The following is a 17,285-nucleotide window of genomic DNA, read 5'->3' as shown; positions in this document are numbered from 1 at the left end:
CCGTTTACGGTGGGCATGGAGCGGACAATGCGATAATCTCATTTTCGGGAATAGTAGATATTTTCGGGATTTGAGTTTCCATATATGGAACATACACAACTGGACGATTTCGCCCTTTTCATTCGCATAGCCGAACTTGGCAGCCTCCGGCAGGCATCGATTGCCCTGGAGGTTCCGATGGCGACACTTAGCCGACGCCTGCAAAAGCTGGAGGAAAAGCTGGGCTGCAAACTGCTGCTACGCGGCAACGGACGGTTCGCCCTGACCGATGCGGGGCGTACCTATTTCGACCAGTTACGCCCGTTGGTCACCGAAATGAACAGAACGCTTGAAAGTATCGACACACGCCATAACGAGCCTGCCGGGATTTTGAAGATCGCCTTGCCTGTCAATCTCGCCCGAAGCTGGCTCGCCCCATTTTTCAGCACTTTTCTTCGTAATCATCCCCATATCGATCTGCGGCTGACCCTGTCCAATCGTGTATTGCCGCTTGGCGAATTCAATTTTGATGTCGCCATCCGTGTCGGCAAGCAAACCCAGCAATCTCTCGTTCTGCGCAAGCTGTGTGACACCTATCTGGTTGCCTGTGCCGCCCCGGAATATCTGGCGAAATTCGGCACACCGACATCGCCCGAAGAACTGCGTTATCATGCGATGATTGTCGCAAGTCCGCTTCGAACCTGGCGGTTGACCCACCGCAAAACAGGACGCAACGAGGTATTTAGCGTTGATGGCCGGTTTGACGTCGACGAGATCGAACTGGCATCACTTATGATAGAAGAAGGCCACGGCATCGGCCTTGTACCACACAGCATTATCGGCAATAGCCTGCGGGCTGGACGACTTGTAGCGCTTCTGCCCGACTGGGAAACCGAACAGCGCGATATCTTTGCTGTTTGGCCCGAAACCGATTTCATGCCCAAACGCCAACGTGTTTTCATAGATGAACTGGTGGCCTTTGCCACGCAAAACCCGGCAGACCGATAACCGGAAACCATCAACGCATGACCGGCGGTGGCATGCGCCGTTCAACCGACTTCGCTTTCACGATTGATGTGTTGGTTTCCGCTTTGTCGACAATGCGGTCCAACAATGTATCAAGTTCCCCCATCGAGCGAACATACAGACGCGCGATATAACAATCATCGCCCGTGACCTTGTCGCATTCCCCGAATTCTGGAATTTCTTCGATCATCTGCTGAACGATATGCAACTTGCCCGGCAGCGGACGAATGCGTACGATCGCCTGCAGCGGGTAGCCAAGTGCTTCGGGATTTACATCAATGGTAAAGCCCCGAATAACGCCGCGTTCCTCCAGACGCCGGACCCGTTCCGCCACGCCGGGGGATGATAGCCCGACACGGGCTGCCAGTTCCTTTTGCGAGATACGCGAATCACCAATCAGGATTTTCAGTATCTTCTGGTCGATTTCGTCGATCACTTTACTTTTCCTATAAATATTCGACATAAACTTTATATAATTAGGTAAAGAACCGACATTTTCAATCTCAGACCATGGAACAAAGCCGAAAAAAGGCGCAAATTTCATCCATAAAATCAGTTTAACGGAGCATTCCGATGGATGAAAAACTGCGCGGCACGGTCGAAATGACCGCGGCCATGACGATTCTGGGCACAATTGGCTGGTTCGTTGTGATGTCAGGGCAATCCGCTCTTGATGTTGTTTTCTGGCGGTGCGTATTCGGGGCTGGGGCCCTGCTTGTCGTTTGCGCTGGCATGGGTTTTTTACGCGGACTTTTGAACCTGCGGATATTGGGTTGGGCCGCGCTTGGTGGTGTTGCCATCGTGACAAACTGGTTCCTGTTATTCCAGTCCTATTCGATGGCATCGATTTCCATTTCAACAGCCGTTTACAATACCCAGCCCTTCATGCTGGTGATGTTCGGTGCATTGCTGTTTGGTGAAAAACTGACAGCCAATAAATTTGCATGGCTTGCGATTGCATTTGGCGGTCTGCTCCTGATCATATCGGGCAAGCCCGATAGCGGCTTTACCGGCACCAATTATGCAGGCGGCATCGCGATGGCATTGGTCGCAGCCTTTTTCTGGGCGGTGGCTGCCATCATTACCAAAAAGCTGAAAGGTACCCCGCCGCATCTGATCGCGCTCATTCAGGTTTGTGTCGGTATTCTGCTACTCGCTCCCTTTGCCAATCTTGATAACCTGCCCGATACGCCATCAAGCTGGGGCGCGCTTGTCACGGTTGGCGTGGTTCATACCGGGATCATGTATGTGCTGATGTATGGCGCGGTTCAGAAACTACCCACCCATTTGCAAGGGTCGCTGTCCTTCATCTATCCAGTCGTCGCCATTCTTGTCGATCTGATTGCGTTTGGCTATCGCCCGGATACCGCCCAGATCATCGGGGCAGTGGCGATTGTGATTGCCGCAACCGGCATGAATCTTGGCTGGCAGCTCTGGCGTAGTGGAAAACGCAACCCGGCAAGAAATGCCGCTATCCAGAAATGATCATACGACAGTTAAATCCAACGGCACATAGATGAACGGGTGGTCTGATTATTGCTTGCAACTTTTCAGGGTAAAACTTATGGAAAACACTGCATGACCAGCATTAATCCGTCCCAGTTCAATGTTGCATCGTTTCAAAAGCTGGGGATCAACGTTGCGAACAAACAGGTCCCCGAAGAAACCATCGCCTTCATGCGCCAACGGCAGGGAGACGATGCCAGCTCAGTCAAAGCCGCACCACTATCGGATACTTTGCCTTTTGACCCGCTTGCGGCAAATGCAGGTGCCAAGTCACGAACCGAAGCCCAACTGATCGGCCAGCAGGATGAAGCCTCCAAATCCACGCTGCCAACATCGGCAGAGGAGCTTCTGACAGTAAACGAAGATGAAGAAATGACGGACGAGGAAAAGCAGCAGAAACTTGCACAACTCAATAAGCGTATACTGCAAGGCTGAAACTCATCACAGCGCCAGTAAAAAGGGCCCCTTGTGGGGCCCTTTTTTAATTCGCACTGCAACTGCTCAGCCAGCAACCGCCGCCTCAATCGCGGCAAGTGCCGCGTCGGCCTGATCGGCGTCGGGGCCACCGCCCTGTGCCATATCCGGGCGACCACCGCCGCCTTTACCGCCGAGCTTTTCGACACCAACACGGACCAGATCGACCGCGCTGAATTTACCGGCGAGGTCTTCGGTCAGGCCGACAACGATTGATGCCTTGCCGCCATCGGTCGAGATAAGGGCAACAATCCCCGATCCCATCTGATCGCGCAATTCATCAACCATGCCTTTAAGTTCCTTGGCCGGAATACCGTCCAGAACACGCAGGGCCAGTTTGACACCATTGACTTCCTTGAACGCGTCAGCACCCGATGCCCCGCCCGAACCGGCTGTTGCCAGCTTCTTGCGCAGGTCGGAAACTTCGCGTTCAAGCTTCCGGCGTTCATCCTGCAAGGCTTTGACACGTGCCGGAACATCTTCGGGTACGGCTTTGAGATCGGCCGAAATGGTTTGCAGAAGCTGATCGCGGGCCGCCATATAGCTTGCGGCATCCGAGCCGGTCAGGGCTTCGATACGGCGGACACCGCTTGAAACCGCACCTTCGGATACGATCTTGAACATACCGATATCGCCGGTCCGTTTGACATGCGTACCACCGCAAAGTTCAAGCGAATAGGCATGTTCGTTCGCTTCGGGCAGGCCCATCGAAACAACGCGGACTTCATCACCGTATTTTTCGCCAAACAGCGCCATCGCGCCCAGTTCAATCGCCTCGTCCGGGGTCATCAGACGGGTGGTGACTTCACTGTTTTCGCGGATCAGACGGTTGACGTCGAATTCGATTATAGCGGCTTCTTCGGCGGTGATCGGTTTGGGGTGCGATACGTCGAAACGCAGACGATCCTTGGCAACCAGCGATCCTTTCTGGGTGACGTGATCACCCAGATGCTTGCGCATGACCGCGTGCAGAAGGTGCGTTGCCGAATGGTTGGCGCGCAAGGACGAACGGCGGGTATGATCGACGCGGAATTCAGCGGCATCGCCAACCGAAACATCACCTTCGACAACCTTGCCCAGATGCACATGAAGCGCACCGAGTTTCTTCTGGGTGTCGGTGATTTCAATCACGGCACCCTTCTCGGTTTTGATCACGCCGGCATCGCCCTGCTGACCACCGGATTCCCCGAAGAACGGGGTCTGGTTGGCAACGATGGCAACCTCATCGCCCTTGGTAGCGGTTTTGGTTTCTGCACCATCCTTGATCAGGGCCGTGACAACGCCCTCGGCATTTTCGGTTTCATAGCCCAGGAATTCGGTCGCGCCATCACGGTCATTGATGTCAAACCAGACTTCCTCGGTTGCAGCTTCGCCCGAACCCGACCATGCGGCACGGGCCTTGGCTTTCTGTTCTTCCATCGCCGAGGTAAAGCCGCTTTCATCAATGCCAATCTTGCGCGGTTTAAGCGCATCAGCCGTCAGATCAAGCGGGAAGCCGTAAGTATCATAAAGCTTAAACGCCACATCGCCCGAAAGGGTCGCGCCCTCGGTCATGCCATCGGTCGCGTCATCAAGCATCTTGAGACCGCGATCAAGCATGGTTTTAAAGCCCTGCTCTTCGAGCTTAAGGGTTTCTTCGATCAATGCCTGCGCCCGAACCAGTTCCGGGAAGGCACCGCCCATTTTACGCACCAGTGCCGGGACCAGTTTATACATCACCGGATCCTGGGTGCCGATCATGTGCAGATGACGCATTGCGCGGCGCATGATACGGCGCAGAACGTTACCACGCCCGGCATTGGACGGCAGAACGCCATCGGCAATCAGGAAGCTGGTCGAACGCAGATGGTCGGCAACCACGCGGTGCGACACATTATGCGGTCCATCAGGATCGGTGCTGGTGGCGTCCGCCGATGCTTCGATCAGCGCGCGCATCAGGTCGATGTCATAGTTATCGTGCTTGCCCTGAAGGACGGCGGCAATACGTTCAAGGCCCATGCCGGTATCAATCGACGGCTTTGGCAGATTGACGCGTTCGCCATTCGCCATCTGCTCGTACTGCATGAAGACGAGGTTCCAGATTTCGATGAACCGGTCGCCGTCTTCGTCGGCACTGCCCGGAGGACCGCCCCAGATTTTGTCGCCATGGTCAAAGAAGATTTCCGAACACGGACCACAAGGACCGGTATCGCCCATCGACCAGAAGTTATCAGACGTCGGAATGCGAATGATGCGATCATCGGACAGACCGGCGATCTTTTTCCATAGACCATGGGCCTCGTCATCGGTGTGATAGACGGTGACCAGCAGCTTGTCCGCCGGGAGGCCGTATTCCTTGGTGATCAGGTTCCAGGCGAATTCAATCGCGTTTTCCTTGAAATAGTCGCCGAACGAAAAGTTGCCGAGCATTTCAAAGAAGGTGTGGTGACGGGCGGTATGACCGACATTTTCAAGATCGTTATGCTTGCCACCGGCACGCACGCATTTCTGCGAGGTGGTCGCGCGTGAATAATCGCGCTGTTCCTGACCTGTGAAAACGTTCTTGAACTGGACCATCCCTGCGTTGGTGAACATCAGGGTCGGGTCATTACGCGGTACCAGCGGGCTGGAAGACACGACCTCGTGGCCGTTCTTGCGGAAGAATTCCAGAAACGTGGTGCGGATATCGTTAACGGTCTGCATCTCTCTCCAACCCGGAAAACGCGGAACAAACGCTGCCGCAAACCTACGGCGCGACTGCCCTATTTAGCGGCTCGGCTCTGTGCTGTCCAGTCGGGGAAAGGCTTTGCGGTGTTGTAAGTGACGATTTCTGCATCCGGCATCGCACCGGAACACCACAACGGCATGATCGGGTATGCCTGCCTAATCAAGAACCGGGCGCATGAAACTGCGCTCGTAACTGATGATGCTGCGGTTACGTTTTTCAAGTTCGAGTGTCGCAACACACTCGTCATCATCGGCCATGCGATTGCGGTAGTCTTCGTATGCCGCAAGGCTTGGGAAGCTGAACAGGGCATATGCAATGTTGCTGGCACCCTCATGGGGCAGGAAATAGCCGTGATGCGTCCCGCCCATCCGGTTGACGATGGGAATCCAGCGACGGGCATAATCCTCGAACTCGGGGATTTTATGCATGTCGACAATATATTTAAGATAACAGGTGATCACGGCGGGAGCTTTCGTAAATTCCAAAACGCGTGATGGTTATTTGTCGACGCCTTCCTGAATCTGTTCGCCAAGTTTTTCAACATCGCGGCCAAATCCGGCGGCGGTTTCACACGCGGCAAGCGACATGCCAAAGCCCGCAATCAGGGCCAGTGCCAGAATACGTTTCACAAAAATAGTCATCGTTTGAATGCTCCTGCCTTTAACGACATGTTGATTTTGAAGGCGGCCGCCGCCTGCTTCTGACGCAAGGCATATGGCTTCCGAAATCGGTTGCTATCTTGTCGGGGTCACGTCCGGCTGGCAACTCTTTCCTGCATCGATGATTTAAAAGTCACGCAGAAAAACGGGCGTGCCGCAGCACGCCCGTTTCCGTTTGCTCGTATTACTGTCTATACCGCGATCAGATCGGTGGACGACGACCACGCAGTGCGTTGACCAGAAGCGAAACAACGAACAGTACGAGGAAGACGAAGAACAGGATCTTCGCGATCCCGACAAACGTACCTGCCAAGCCGCCAAAACCAAGGACGGCGGCGACAAGCGCCAGAATGAGACAAAAGACTGCCCAACCCAACATGATGTTATCTCCTTTTTAGGCTTTGGCCGCTTGCGGGTGATGGAGTTGATCCCAAAATCCCGTCAGCGAACGAAAATCCGCGATGATGCCTTACTCGCTGGCTTCATCCTGAATGGCTTCACCAGCATTTTCCATATCCTGGCCAAAACCCTCGGCGGTTTCACACGCGGCAAGGCCAAAGCCCATGCCGGAGATCATCGCAACGGCGAAAATCTTTTTCCAAAAATCGGACATTTCGGTTTCTCCTGTTTGCTCGACGTGATTTTGTTCACACCATCCATAACGGAGCCGAAAAGACAAAGTTCCCTCACACGTTGCCAAACCCCTGATTTGGCACAATTAAGGCAGCCTGAATGCCTTTGTTTTTTGCAGGTTGCGGCCAATATTGATCATTTTGGGGCAATTGCGGATTTGCCCGCCTCACAACAAAAAACGGGCCCCGAAGGACCCGTTTGATGTATTTAGCGACAATCGTTAGTCAGCAATCACGCATCATCGTCATTTGACGGTTCATCATCGCTCATGCTGGTCATTGCTTCGGCGATCAGGCCAGCACTTTCGCGGATGCTGCGTTCGATTTCGGCGGTCATTTCCGGATTTTCACGCAGGAAGGTTTTGGCATTCTCGCGGCCTTGACCGATCCGGGTCGAGTTATACGAGAACCAGGAACCGGATTTCTCAACGATCCCGGCCTTGACGCCAAGATCAAGGATTTCACCCATCTTGGAAACGCCTTCGCCATACATGATGTCGAATTCGACCTGCTTGAACGGCGGGGCCATCTTGTTTTTGACGACCTTCACACGGGTCTGGTTGCCGACGACCTCGTCACGGTCCTTGATCTGACCGATACGGCGGATATCAAGACGAACCGACGCATAGAATTTAAGCGCGTTACCACCCGTGGTGGTTTCCGGGCTGCCAAACATCACACCGATCTTCATACGGATCTGGTTGATGAAGATGACCATGCAGTTCGAACGCGACACCGAGCTGGTCAGTTTACGCAAGGCCTGGCTCATCAGACGAGCCTGCAGACCGACATGGGTATCACCCATTTCGCCTTCAAGTTCGGCACGCGGCACAAGGGCAGCAACCGAATCGACGACCAGAACATCAATCGCACCGGAACGCACCAGCGTATCGGCGATTTCAAGCGCCTGTTCACCGGCATCGGGCTGCGAAATCAGAAGTTCGTCGGTATTCACACCAAGCTTGCGGGCGTAACCCGGGTCAAGCGCGTGTTCGGCATCGACAAAGGCGCAGGTCCCGCCAAGTTTCTGTGCCTCGGCAATGGTGTGCAGGGCCAGTGTGGTTTTACCCGAACTTTCCGGACCGTAAATTTCGACGATGCGGCCACGCGGCAGACCGCCAATCCCCAACCCGATATCTAGGCCAAGTGATCCGGTCGAAATGGCTGAAATATCCACCGCACTATCGCGCTGGCCGAGCTTCATGATCGAGCCCTTGCCAAATGCGCGTTCGATCTGCCCAAGAGCGGCTTCGAGTGCCTTCTGCTTATCCATCGTATCTTTATCCACCAAATGCAGCGCGGTCTGAATCATTTTCCGAACTCTCTTATTCCACAGGGCCGGGTAGGATGCAACGCAGGCGGTTCCCCGGTCCTAAATGCGGAACGCCACCGCTAGGTGCCCCGCCGGATAACTGGCATCACGCCAACCATTTTCCGGCAAACGCATTGAGAACATAATGCGAACACTCTCATAAAAAAATGGATGTTGCAAGTTTGTTCTCATTCCAGCGATAGAGAATTCATACACAGCGAACAGGAACGATCACGACACCCGCGCAGCACCTCAGAAAACAATTCAGCCGAAATCCTGTTTCAGGTGGTTATTTTCAGGTGTTCGTGACGATGGGCGTGACCATGATCGTCATCGCCATGGTGATGGGCTTCGACATGCAGTTCGCCCGGAACGGAATAAAGCTGCCCATGGCGAACCCCCGGCTGCGCCAGAACCTGATCGGCAAATCTGCGGATATCGGCAAGCTTGCCGCGCAGGGTAACACTTTCAAGGCAGGTATCATGATCGATGTGGAAATGCACGGTCGAGACCGTCAGGTCATGATGTTCGTGCTGCGCGCTCATCAAGCGTGACGCCAGCATGCGTTCTTCATGATCATACACGTAATTCAGAACCGCAATGCCAACGCCGCCAGTGTCTTCGTCAAGCTTGGTGTTCTGAAGCTTTTCCCGAATCAGGTCACGAAAACCTTCGGAACGGTTGGTATAGCCGCGATGTTCAAGGAAGGCATCGAATGCCTCCATCAAATCGTCTTCGATCGATACGGTCACACGGGTCATACGAATTCCCTTTCAGAATCATCAGCTTGACTCGTATGAACAATTTTGAAAAGTTCACACAGCCTTTCAACTCCCTTAATCTCCCAAAGGATAGCAGATGTTTCAATCAAAGTTCACAACCCCGCTTGCAATTGCCGCGCTGGGGTGCCTGATTGGTTATGGTGCAACGGCCCACGAATTCATCGCCAGCAGCAAAACCGACCCCGCAAATGACAAAAACACTGCTGTATTCATCCTCGATTCGACCCATGTTTTCGGCTCCGCCGAAGAAGCCGAAGCCCCAAAGCATGTAGCCGCACAATTAATCACTCCCTCGGCCGCCACCGATCTTGATGTTAGCGAAAATGCGGATGCCCCCAATCTGACCGGTACCTTTACCCTTTCCGACGAACCGGCATGGCTTGTCGGACATCGCCTTCCGGTGATCTGGTCACAGACACCCGATGGCTGGAAAGAAGGCGGGTCGGATGTGAATCCGGATGCCATTGCATCCTCGCGCTTTGAAAAGTTTTCCAAGAACCTGACCGGCGGTGACGGAAATGCAGCGTTTGTTTCAACACCACTCGGCCACACGCTTGAGATCGTGCCCCTAAGCGATCCGCGCGCGACAGGCATCGGGGATGATATCGATGTTCAGGTCCTGCTGAACGGGCAGCCCTATTCGACCAGCGTTCTGGCAACCTATGCCGGATTTACCGAAACACCATCTTCCTATGCTTATTATACCGAAACCATGAGCGACGATCGCGGCAGCGGCATTGCCAAAATCCGCATCAGTGCGCCGGGTCTATGGGTGGTCCGTGTTGCCGCTGATCTTCCCGATGTCGAGGAAGGTGTGGGCGTGCACAATCTGCGTGCCACGATGACCTTTGACATTGCGCAATAACATTCCGTCATGATGGCATTTATTCGCCCCAGAATTCTGGCTTTAGCCCTGCTGTTGGCGGGGCCCTTGCCTGCGTTTGCCCACGGTGCCGGATGGCAAATCGACCAAAGCCAGTCCGCCACCGTCTATCAGTTTGGATATACCGATGGCACGGCAATGATGTTTGCCGAAGTCACGATAACCGGTCCGGATGGCAAGGTTTGGCAAAAGGGCCGGACGGATCGTGCAGGTCGTTTTGCCCTTGCAACGCCATCCCAGCCACGTGACGGGCAAACCGGTTCGCATTGGAAAATCCTGGTGTCGGACGGCATGGGGCATCAAGTCACCCTAACCCATTCGTCAGATATGACAGATACGCCAAACACAATAGACGCATCAAAATCATCCGAACCGGCCGCACCCGGCCTTCGCGGCACAGGTGCCTTGCTTGATCTTCCGCTATGGGCAGCAATCCTGTTCGGCGTGAGCCTGATTTCCAATCTGGCATTCATCCCGATCTGGTTCAGACAGCGGTAAAAACAACGATCAATGCAGGAATAAAAGGGCAACCCCGCCAAAGGCCATGCAGGTCCCGATGATGGCCTGCGGGCCGACCGGGCGGCGCAAAATCAGACCTTCGTAAACAATCAGCAGAACCGGCGGCAACGCCATCAGGGTCGAGGCAATCCCGACATTGGCATTCTGAACCGCCACCATCGAAAGCCATACCCCCAAAGCAGGACCGATAAAGGCACCAAGAAACAGCCAACGCCCGACATCCGGCGCACTACACGCCACGATCGTGCGTCGGGCACGCCCCATGGCAATCGCAATTCCCCACATGATCACAACCGCGACAAAAGTTCTGATCCATGTTGCCGACAGTGCGGAATAGCCGCCGATCAGTGCATATTTCGCCGTCACCAGATTGGCGACCTGTCCAATGGCGCCACCAAGTCCAAACAGAATACCGACCAGATAATTGCGTCCCTCCAGCCCGACAGGGCGCCCCTTTTTCATCATGATGACCAAAAGAATGCCACCAATGCCAAGCGCAATACCCGACATTTCCTGAAGGCTGAGGACTTCGTCAAACAGAACCCAGCCCAACACCGCCCCCATGATCGGCACGGTCGACATCATCAGCATCGATAGCCGCGCCCCCAGGGTCACAAAGGCCTGAAACAGCATGGCATCGCCGATCACAAGCCCCAGAACCGAAGACAGTGACAGCCAGCCAAGCTGTTCCCATGTCACGGCATTCGGCCATGGCTGCCCTTCAAGCAGCCAATGCAGCAATGTAAGACACGTAATCGAGCAGGCAAGACGCCCGCGATTGACTGTCTGCGCACCGACCTTGCCGCCAATGTTGGAGAAAATCATGCTCGACGTCGCCCAAGCCATAGCGGCAGTAAAGGCGGCGGCTTCACCGAAGAACGGGATCATGCGGGGCTCTTGCTTGGACGTTGTTGTTTTTTGGCTGCCGGATTGTGGCGCAACCGGACCGGGAACATAAACCCGCTTTGCCGCATTTTGGCAATCTGAATTTCCGCCCGTAGATAAAGGCCAGGACAACATGGGTTAAACGATTAAATGAACCTTCAGCATTCGTCCCTACCCTTCGAACTTTACCCATCCACAAGGATCGCGTTTTGCAACGTACCAGCCTGATTTTTCTTCTTGGCGTAATGTTCGCCCCCTTCAATGCCACGGCGGAAACCAAAACGGTTTGCACCCTGATTTCGGATACCAAAACCGGCAAGACCATTGTTGAGGAAGGAGAATGTAAAACCCGCGCAACGGCGGCCTCGACCTTCAAGATCGCCATCAGTCTGATGGGATTTGACAGTGGCATCCTGACCGATGCCCATCATCCCGTATGGTCGTTCAAGGAAGGCTATCCAGACTGGCGCACCGCATGGCACGAGGATACGGATCCGCAATACTGGATCGAACAATCCGTCGTCTGGTATTCGCAACAGATCAATATCAGACTGGGAGAGGCAAGGTTTCGCAACTATGTCACATCCTTTGATTACGGAAATGCCGATGTATCCGGGGATGCCGGAAAACAGAACGGCCTGACGCGATCATGGCTAAGCTCGTCCTTGCAAATCTCGCCTGCCGAACAGATCGAATTCATTTCAAAAATGATCCGGGGCGAGTTGCCCATCGGCAAACAGGCCCGCGAAATGGCAATGGGGCTGTTTGACATGGGTGTTCAGGCAAATGGCTGGCATGTATTTGGCAAAACCGGTGCTGGCCTGTCGCAAAATGCCGATGGCCGCACGATCAAGGGGCAACCGTGGGGCTGGTTTGTGGGTTGGGCAACCCGCGGCGAGCAAACCATCACATTTGCCAGACTGACCCATGACAGCACACGCCCGGCAAAATCGCCCGGTTTTGCTGCACGCGATACGTTTTTGGCCGAATATTTTGCAACAGACGGTGCCTTTTGACCGGGTAAATCCTTCTGTATCTTGCCAATTTCGGATCGCGGCCTATGTTGGACCGATTGCATAAAACAGGACAGACTGCATGAGCCGGAAAAACGACACCAATGCGGAAAGCAAACCCTTCAAGGGCATCCGCCGCCATCTGCATGACGGCGAGGTGGTCATCATGGATTTGCCGATTTCGCCGGTTTCGATCCTTGTCCCCGGTCTCATCAAGATCATCTGGATTGCGATTCTGATTTACGCATCCTATCACTGGCGGGCAATTTACGATTTCCTCATGCCGCAGGCACGCGCCCTTCTGACCGGACCTGAAGCCTTTGCCGCGCTGGATCGCGTTTGGGAAGAATATGAATTCGTGTTTTCAATTGCCCTGTTCGGGGTGATCATTGCGCTGATTTCGATTGTCTGGAAACTTTTGAAACGTGCCCTTGGCGTTTCAACGCGCGCTGCACGCGATAGCATTCTCTTGCCGCTTACGGCCATTCGCGATCTGTTTTTCTTTGAACGTGTCATCACCAATAACCGGATCGTAACACGCAGCGGCGTTCTGCGAAAAGATCAAGATGATCGCGGGTTTGAGTCCATCAAAAGCACCCAGATCAGCAAAAGTGTAATCGGCAATATCTTTGATTATGGTGATCTGCATATTACCGACCGGCTAGGTCACAGCTTCACGCTGCGTCAGGTGACAGGTCCGGAAACCGTCGCAAAGGAACTTTCCGATTTCTTTGGCCGTGTCCGCCCCGATAACCGCAACGGCGAGCCGATTGATATCACGCATCGCGCCCGTGAAGAAGCGATTGAACACAACGAAAACAAGCCGGTGGCACGTCCGGAAGGGGAAGTGTTTTAACTTTTACACAATCAGGGAACATGACGGCGCCCGACGCGTCATAAAGGGCAGGTAAAGCCGCCCCGGTGCAAATGCGGCCAGATCCGAACAAAAGACGTTTTGATGCTGCCTGCAATTGCAACCCTTCCGCTTTGGTCCATTATCGGACTGTTTTCAATCTGTGCAGTGGTGATCGGCTTCGCCGGAACTCGGTTGGCAACGATTGCCCTTAAGCTCGCCGAACGGACCGGCATGGGACAAATCATAGCGGGTGCGGTTTTTGTCGGCATGTCGACCAGCCTGCCCGGAAGTGTGCTTTCGGTAACGACGGCGTGGCAAGGACACACCGATCTTGCCATCGGTAATGCGCTGGGTGGCATTGCTGCCCAGACGACCTTTCTGGCAATCGCCGATTTTCTGTATCGCAGGGGTAATCTGGAACATGCCGCGGCCAGCGCAACCGGCTTGGCGCAGGCAACCCTGCTGGTCAGCATGCTTGCCCTGCCGCTTCTGGCCTATGCTGGTCCAGACTGGACAATATTGCATATCCATCCGGTATCGATCCTGTTGTTCATTCTGTATGGCTTTGGCCTGTCACTGCTCGCCGAAATCAGGCATCAGCCAATGTGGCGACCGCGCAAAACCGACCTGACCGACGAGGATGCCAAAGAAGACGACGCAGATTACCATCCCGAAAGCACGCTTCGTCTGTGGGCAGAGTTTCTGGCCTTTGCCGCAATAACAGCCGTCGCCGGTTACACTATTGGCGAAAGCGGACTGGCCATCGTCGATAAAACCGGCATTAGCGAGACAGCAGTTGGCACCTTCCTGACCGCGATTGCGACATCGCTGCCCGAACTTGTTTCGGCAATTGCAGCTGTCCGCATGGGAGCCGTCAATCTGGCAGTTGGGGATATTATCGGTGGCAATGCGTTTGATGTTCTGTTTCTGGCCGCATCGGACTTCGCCTATCGCGATGGATCGATTTACGCCGCATTCAGTCCGCAGCACCTGTTTACCATCGCCCTTGTCATACTGATGACAGGCATCCTTCTGTTGGGGATGCTCAACCGCGAACGCAGGGGACTTGCCAATATCGGCTGGGAGAGCGTTTCAATCCTGTGCCTTTATGGCATGTCGATATTTTATCTTTCGGGATAGGCCGCAGATAACACCGGGCAAGTCACCTTACTTCAGGCGCCACTCAATAATCATTTTCAAAAACAATGACGTGCCTTCATCAAAGGCAGGAAGCAAATCGGCATGGTCGACGGCAAGCCAGCTGTAGACCGAAAGGCTCGTAACGGGAATTGCCTGGAATCCGTCCGGGGTGCCACCAGTGACCGACAACGAATAGCTATCCAGCAGCATTGCGTCCAATCGCCCGTACCGCAGCATCTTCTGCATCATTTCGGGCCCGCGCGGAACACGCACGACTTTGGGATGATCAGCCAATAGTACATCAGACCAGTCGGAACCAAGCCAGACACCAACACTCTCATCTGTCAGATCGCTTATCCTCGATATCTTTCCGGACCGCACCACCAGCATTCCGTCAACCAGTCCAACGCGGACATTTCCCCTTATGATCGGGCGGTCAACGCGTTGTTGAAATCCTTCAAGTTCGGCGAGCGCACCATCAATTTCACCATGCGACACGGCTTGTCCAACCCGTGCTAGCGGCATGCGTATCGGTTTGACGCATACACCCGCCTTTTGCATGGCATCGCGATAGGGTTCGATCCCATCCCCGGTCATCCGGACTTCGGGCATGGCAATAATCAGGCACTTTTCAGTGGCGCCGGCTAATGTCGAATGGCTCAGGATCGAAATCAAAACCAAAATGGTCAGGCCGGATGCACCTGACCTGGACTTTCCGCAAAACGTCATCACCACTTTCCCAAAGCACCCCGGGACGCCAACGGCGTCCAAATCAAACAGACCGGGCACCCAACATAAGGGCCCGGCCTGTTATCATGATACTTACTTCAAATTCGGGGCATGGGGGAATTCAAGATTTGGAAAACAAGCACAAATCGCATTGGTTTCACCGTGCGGCGATCAGATGTTGGACCAGCGGCTTGTCTTCTCCCTGATGCAGTTTGTTGACCTGTTCCTGAAGGACGCGATCAGTGCCGGTTACCCGTTTGTGATGGCGCAGATGTTCTATCCATGAGCCTTCAGACCATACCTCGGTAAACAGATCAGCCTGCTTGCTGTCCTGATACAGGTTCCAATGATAGGCACCATGACGCTGGCGCGCCTTGCGCATGGCTTTCATCAGATCACCAAAAGTCTCGCGGTCCGTATCGGCAATGCGATAGGAAATCCGGATCATGACAGGGCCGCGATCATGTTCGACATCCTCACCGATTATCGGTTCTGGCCAATGCATCGATGGTGCAAGATCAAGGTCCGCCCCCTGATTAAGGGCAAACCGCATGGTGGCAAACATCAGAACAATCGCCCCGGCTGCCGCACATAATAGCGCCGTTTCAATCGAAAACTGATCTGCAACCCAGCCCCAAAGGATACTGCCACCCGACATCGCACCGAAAAACAGCGTCAGAAAGACAGACAAACCACGCGCCCGAACCCAATCAGGCAATGCCGTCTGTGCGGAAACATTGAAGGATGACAGAACGGCAATCCACGATGCCCCGGCAATAAAGGATGCGATCACCGCAACAACCGGCTGCTGGACCAGGGCAAAGGCAACAAGAACCGACGCCGTGCCAACCGTTCCGGCCATGACGGTTTTATCAGCCCCCAGACGCGCCTTGATCCGCGGTAAAACAACGGCCCCGATAACCGCCCCGGCACCGACACTGGCAAGCAGGATGCCATAAAGCTGCGGGCCGCCTGACAACACTTCACGCGCAATCAGCGGCAGCATCGCCCAATAGGCACTTGCAAAGACAAAGAACGCCACCGCGCGCACCAGCGTCGCAATGACCGGCGGGCTGTTAAATACATAACGAAGCCCCGCGCGCATCGCCCCGAAAACCTTTTCACGCGGCATAATCTGTTCGGGCTTTGCCGGTTTCCAGAAGAACAACACAACCAGAATGCCGACAAAGCTGATCGCGTTAAGTGCAAAAGGTGCAACCAGCCCGGCAGACACAATCAGGAAGCCGGCCAATGCCGGACCGATTGCACGACTGACATTGATCCCCATCGAATTCAGCGCGATAGCAGGCGCCAAACGCGATTTATCAACCAGCGACGGGACAATTGCCTGCCAGGCAGGTGCCATAAGTGCCGCGCAGGTTCCCATCATGAAGGTAAAGGCAATCAGGATCGGCGGCGTTACCAGTTGCAGATAAACAAGTGATGACAAAGCCGCCGCCAATCCTGCCATCACGAGGTTGACCGCAAGCAGCAACTTGCGACGATCCATCAGATCGGCCAGAGCACCGGCAAATATCGCGAACAGAAACACCGGCAAGGTGGTTGCCGCCTGTACCAGTGCGACGACGAAGGGGGATGGTGAAAGTTCCGTCATCAACCAACCCGCACCAACGTCATGCATCCATGTTCCGATATTTGAAACAACGGTTGCGATCCAGAGGAAGGCAAAAGCACGATGGCGGAAAGGCGACCACGGGCCCGCTGCGGTTCCGGGGGTGTTTTCTGATTTTTGCGTATTCATCTTAAGCTTCCCCTATTGCACGGTCAGGATGTGATCGGTAATCACAAACCCAGCCGTCATCGCTACCACCAAAAGTGCACCGACAATTTTCGGAGGCGCTGGCAAAGGCAAATCAAGCCAGCGACATCCGCCACCAATCGCAAGTCCCAGTCCAATCCCGGTCAGAAGTTGCCACATGGTCCTACTCTCCAGCCTTGGGCACGTGTCCAATCGGACCAGCGCAATTTTTACGATTGTCACAGCGACGATGCGGGAACCAGCGATCCACCACCAGATAGCCAATCGTCATGGCAAGTACCAGAAGCGCACCTGTCATGGCAGGCGGGGCAGGAACCGGGATATCGATCACCCGGCAACCGATGCCAATCAGGATCGCCAGCAAAAGTCCAAATACGATTTTCATGATTTTCAATCCGTTGCG

At 54.4% G+C, this 17,285-nt stretch carries 21 protein-coding genes; 8 read left to right on the top strand and 13 right to left on the bottom strand.

Going from position 1 to position 17,285, the window contains the following annotated elements:
* Positions 1-84 precede the first annotated feature (84 nt).
* Positions 85-987, top strand: coding sequence for a LysR family transcriptional regulator (locus tag R1T41_RS12625; RefSeq protein WP_317337327.1), 903 nt, complete (start codon positions 85-87; stop codon positions 985-987).
* A gap of 10 nt (positions 988-997) precedes the next feature.
* Here the strand turns inward: R1T41_RS12625 and R1T41_RS12620 are convergent, their stop codons facing one another.
* A complete protein-coding gene (locus tag R1T41_RS12620) occupies positions 998-1,441 on the bottom strand; it encodes an Lrp/AsnC family transcriptional regulator (protein WP_114111733.1) in 444 nt (147 codons plus the stop codon).
* A 137-nt stretch (positions 1,442-1,578) separates the two neighbouring features.
* Here R1T41_RS12620 and R1T41_RS12615 point away from each other — a divergent pair, with 137 nt between their 5' ends.
* On the top strand, positions 1,579-2,490 hold the full coding sequence (locus R1T41_RS12615) for a DMT family transporter (RefSeq protein ID WP_317337325.1): 912 nt from the start codon (positions 1,579-1,581) through the stop codon (positions 2,488-2,490).
* Between the two features lie 51 nt (positions 2,491-2,541).
* Positions 2,542-2,946, top strand: a complete 405-nt coding sequence (locus R1T41_RS12610; RefSeq protein ID WP_317337323.1) for a hypothetical protein — start codon at positions 2,542-2,544, stop codon at positions 2,944-2,946.
* Positions 2,947-3,012: 66 nt separating this feature from the next.
* On the opposite strand, the gene alaS is transcribed toward R1T41_RS12610, so the two are convergent.
* From alaS to nikR, 7 genes are all read right to left on the bottom strand, one after another.
* The gene (gene alaS, locus R1T41_RS12605) at positions 3,013-5,667 is read right to left on the bottom strand and encodes an alanine--tRNA ligase (RefSeq protein ID WP_317337320.1); all 2,655 of its coding nucleotides are present in this window, start codon (positions 5,665-5,667) and stop codon (positions 3,013-3,015) included.
* Positions 5,668-5,847: 180 nt separating this feature from the next.
* Positions 5,848-6,153: an NIPSNAP family protein gene (locus tag R1T41_RS12600; RefSeq protein ID WP_114111703.1), complete on the bottom strand. Its 306-nt coding sequence runs from the start codon at positions 6,151-6,153 to the stop codon at positions 5,848-5,850.
* Positions 6,154-6,189: 36 nt separating this feature from the next.
* Complete coding sequence (locus tag R1T41_RS12595) at positions 6,190-6,333, bottom strand: entericidin (protein ID WP_062952850.1); 144 nt, start codon at positions 6,331-6,333, stop codon at positions 6,190-6,192.
* A gap of 220 nt (positions 6,334-6,553) precedes the next feature.
* Positions 6,554-6,730, bottom strand: coding sequence for a DUF1328 domain-containing protein (locus R1T41_RS12590; RefSeq protein ID WP_082824831.1), 177 nt, complete (start codon positions 6,728-6,730; stop codon positions 6,554-6,556).
* Between the two features lie 90 nt (positions 6,731-6,820).
* Positions 6,821-6,865 carry a hypothetical protein gene (locus tag R1T41_RS12585; RefSeq protein WP_317341578.1) on the bottom strand — a complete coding sequence of 15 codons (45 nt, stop codon included), beginning with the start codon at positions 6,863-6,865 and terminating at the stop codon, positions 6,821-6,823.
* Between the two features lie 350 nt (positions 6,866-7,215).
* On the bottom strand, positions 7,216-8,295 hold the full coding sequence (gene recA / locus R1T41_RS12580; RefSeq protein ID WP_062961010.1) for a recombinase RecA: 1,080 nt from the start codon (positions 8,293-8,295) through the stop codon (positions 7,216-7,218).
* Positions 8,296-8,576: 281 nt separating this feature from the next.
* Positions 8,577-9,056, bottom strand: a complete 480-nt coding sequence (gene nikR, locus R1T41_RS12575; RefSeq protein ID WP_062952854.1) for a nickel-responsive transcriptional regulator NikR — start codon at positions 9,054-9,056, stop codon at positions 8,577-8,579.
* 97 nt (positions 9,057-9,153) lie between these two features.
* Here nikR and R1T41_RS12570 point away from each other — a divergent pair, with 97 nt between their 5' ends.
* Positions 9,154-9,942 (top strand): DUF4198 domain-containing protein, encoded by a 789-nt coding sequence (locus tag R1T41_RS12570; protein ID WP_317337313.1) that lies wholly within the window; start codon positions 9,154-9,156, stop codon positions 9,940-9,942.
* A 9-nt stretch (positions 9,943-9,951) separates the two neighbouring features.
* Complete coding sequence (locus R1T41_RS12565) at positions 9,952-10,458, top strand: hypothetical protein (RefSeq protein WP_317337312.1); 507 nt, start codon at positions 9,952-9,954, stop codon at positions 10,456-10,458.
* Between the two features lie 9 nt (positions 10,459-10,467).
* Here the strand turns inward: R1T41_RS12565 and R1T41_RS12560 are convergent, their stop codons facing one another.
* Positions 10,468-11,367, bottom strand: a complete 900-nt coding sequence (locus R1T41_RS12560; RefSeq protein WP_097051004.1) for a DMT family transporter — start codon at positions 11,365-11,367, stop codon at positions 10,468-10,470.
* A 206-nt stretch (positions 11,368-11,573) separates the two neighbouring features.
* Here R1T41_RS12560 and blaOXA point away from each other — a divergent pair, with 206 nt between their 5' ends.
* From blaOXA to R1T41_RS12545, 3 genes are all read left to right on the top strand, one after another.
* On the top strand, positions 11,574-12,380 hold the full coding sequence (gene blaOXA / locus R1T41_RS12555; protein WP_317337309.1) for a class D beta-lactamase: 807 nt from the start codon (positions 11,574-11,576) through the stop codon (positions 12,378-12,380).
* Positions 12,381-12,459: 79 nt separating this feature from the next.
* Positions 12,460-13,233, top strand: coding sequence for a PH domain-containing protein (locus R1T41_RS12550; RefSeq protein WP_317337307.1), 774 nt, complete (start codon positions 12,460-12,462; stop codon positions 13,231-13,233).
* A gap of 102 nt (positions 13,234-13,335) precedes the next feature.
* Positions 13,336-14,373: a sodium:calcium antiporter gene (locus tag R1T41_RS12545; protein WP_317337306.1), complete on the top strand. Its 1,038-nt coding sequence runs from the start codon at positions 13,336-13,338 to the stop codon at positions 14,371-14,373.
* 27 nt (positions 14,374-14,400) lie between these two features.
* On the opposite strand, the gene R1T41_RS12540 is transcribed toward R1T41_RS12545, so the two are convergent.
* The 4 genes from R1T41_RS12540 to R1T41_RS12525 form a co-directional block, all read right to left on the bottom strand.
* Positions 14,401-15,108, bottom strand: a complete 708-nt coding sequence (locus R1T41_RS12540; protein ID WP_411045423.1) for a hypothetical protein — start codon at positions 15,106-15,108, stop codon at positions 14,401-14,403.
* A gap of 151 nt (positions 15,109-15,259) precedes the next feature.
* Complete coding sequence (locus R1T41_RS12535) at positions 15,260-16,864, bottom strand: MFS transporter (protein WP_317337305.1); 1,605 nt, start codon at positions 16,862-16,864, stop codon at positions 15,260-15,262.
* A gap of 12 nt (positions 16,865-16,876) precedes the next feature.
* Positions 16,877-17,041: a DUF1427 family protein gene (locus R1T41_RS12530; RefSeq protein ID WP_062952861.1), complete on the bottom strand. Its 165-nt coding sequence runs from the start codon at positions 17,039-17,041 to the stop codon at positions 16,877-16,879.
* Positions 17,042-17,045: 4 nt separating this feature from the next.
* Positions 17,046-17,267 (bottom strand): DUF1427 family protein, encoded by a 222-nt coding sequence (locus R1T41_RS12525; RefSeq protein ID WP_297206039.1) that lies wholly within the window; start codon positions 17,265-17,267, stop codon positions 17,046-17,048.
* Positions 17,268-17,285: the final 18 nt, after the last annotated feature.

Source organism: Thalassospira lucentensis, from assembly GCF_032921865.1.
Classification (GTDB): domain Bacteria; phylum Pseudomonadota; class Alphaproteobacteria; order Rhodospirillales; family Thalassospiraceae; genus Thalassospira; species Thalassospira lucentensis_A.
Note: the sequence above shows the minus strand (reverse complement) of the source record. Positions and strands in the feature narration are given on the sequence as shown.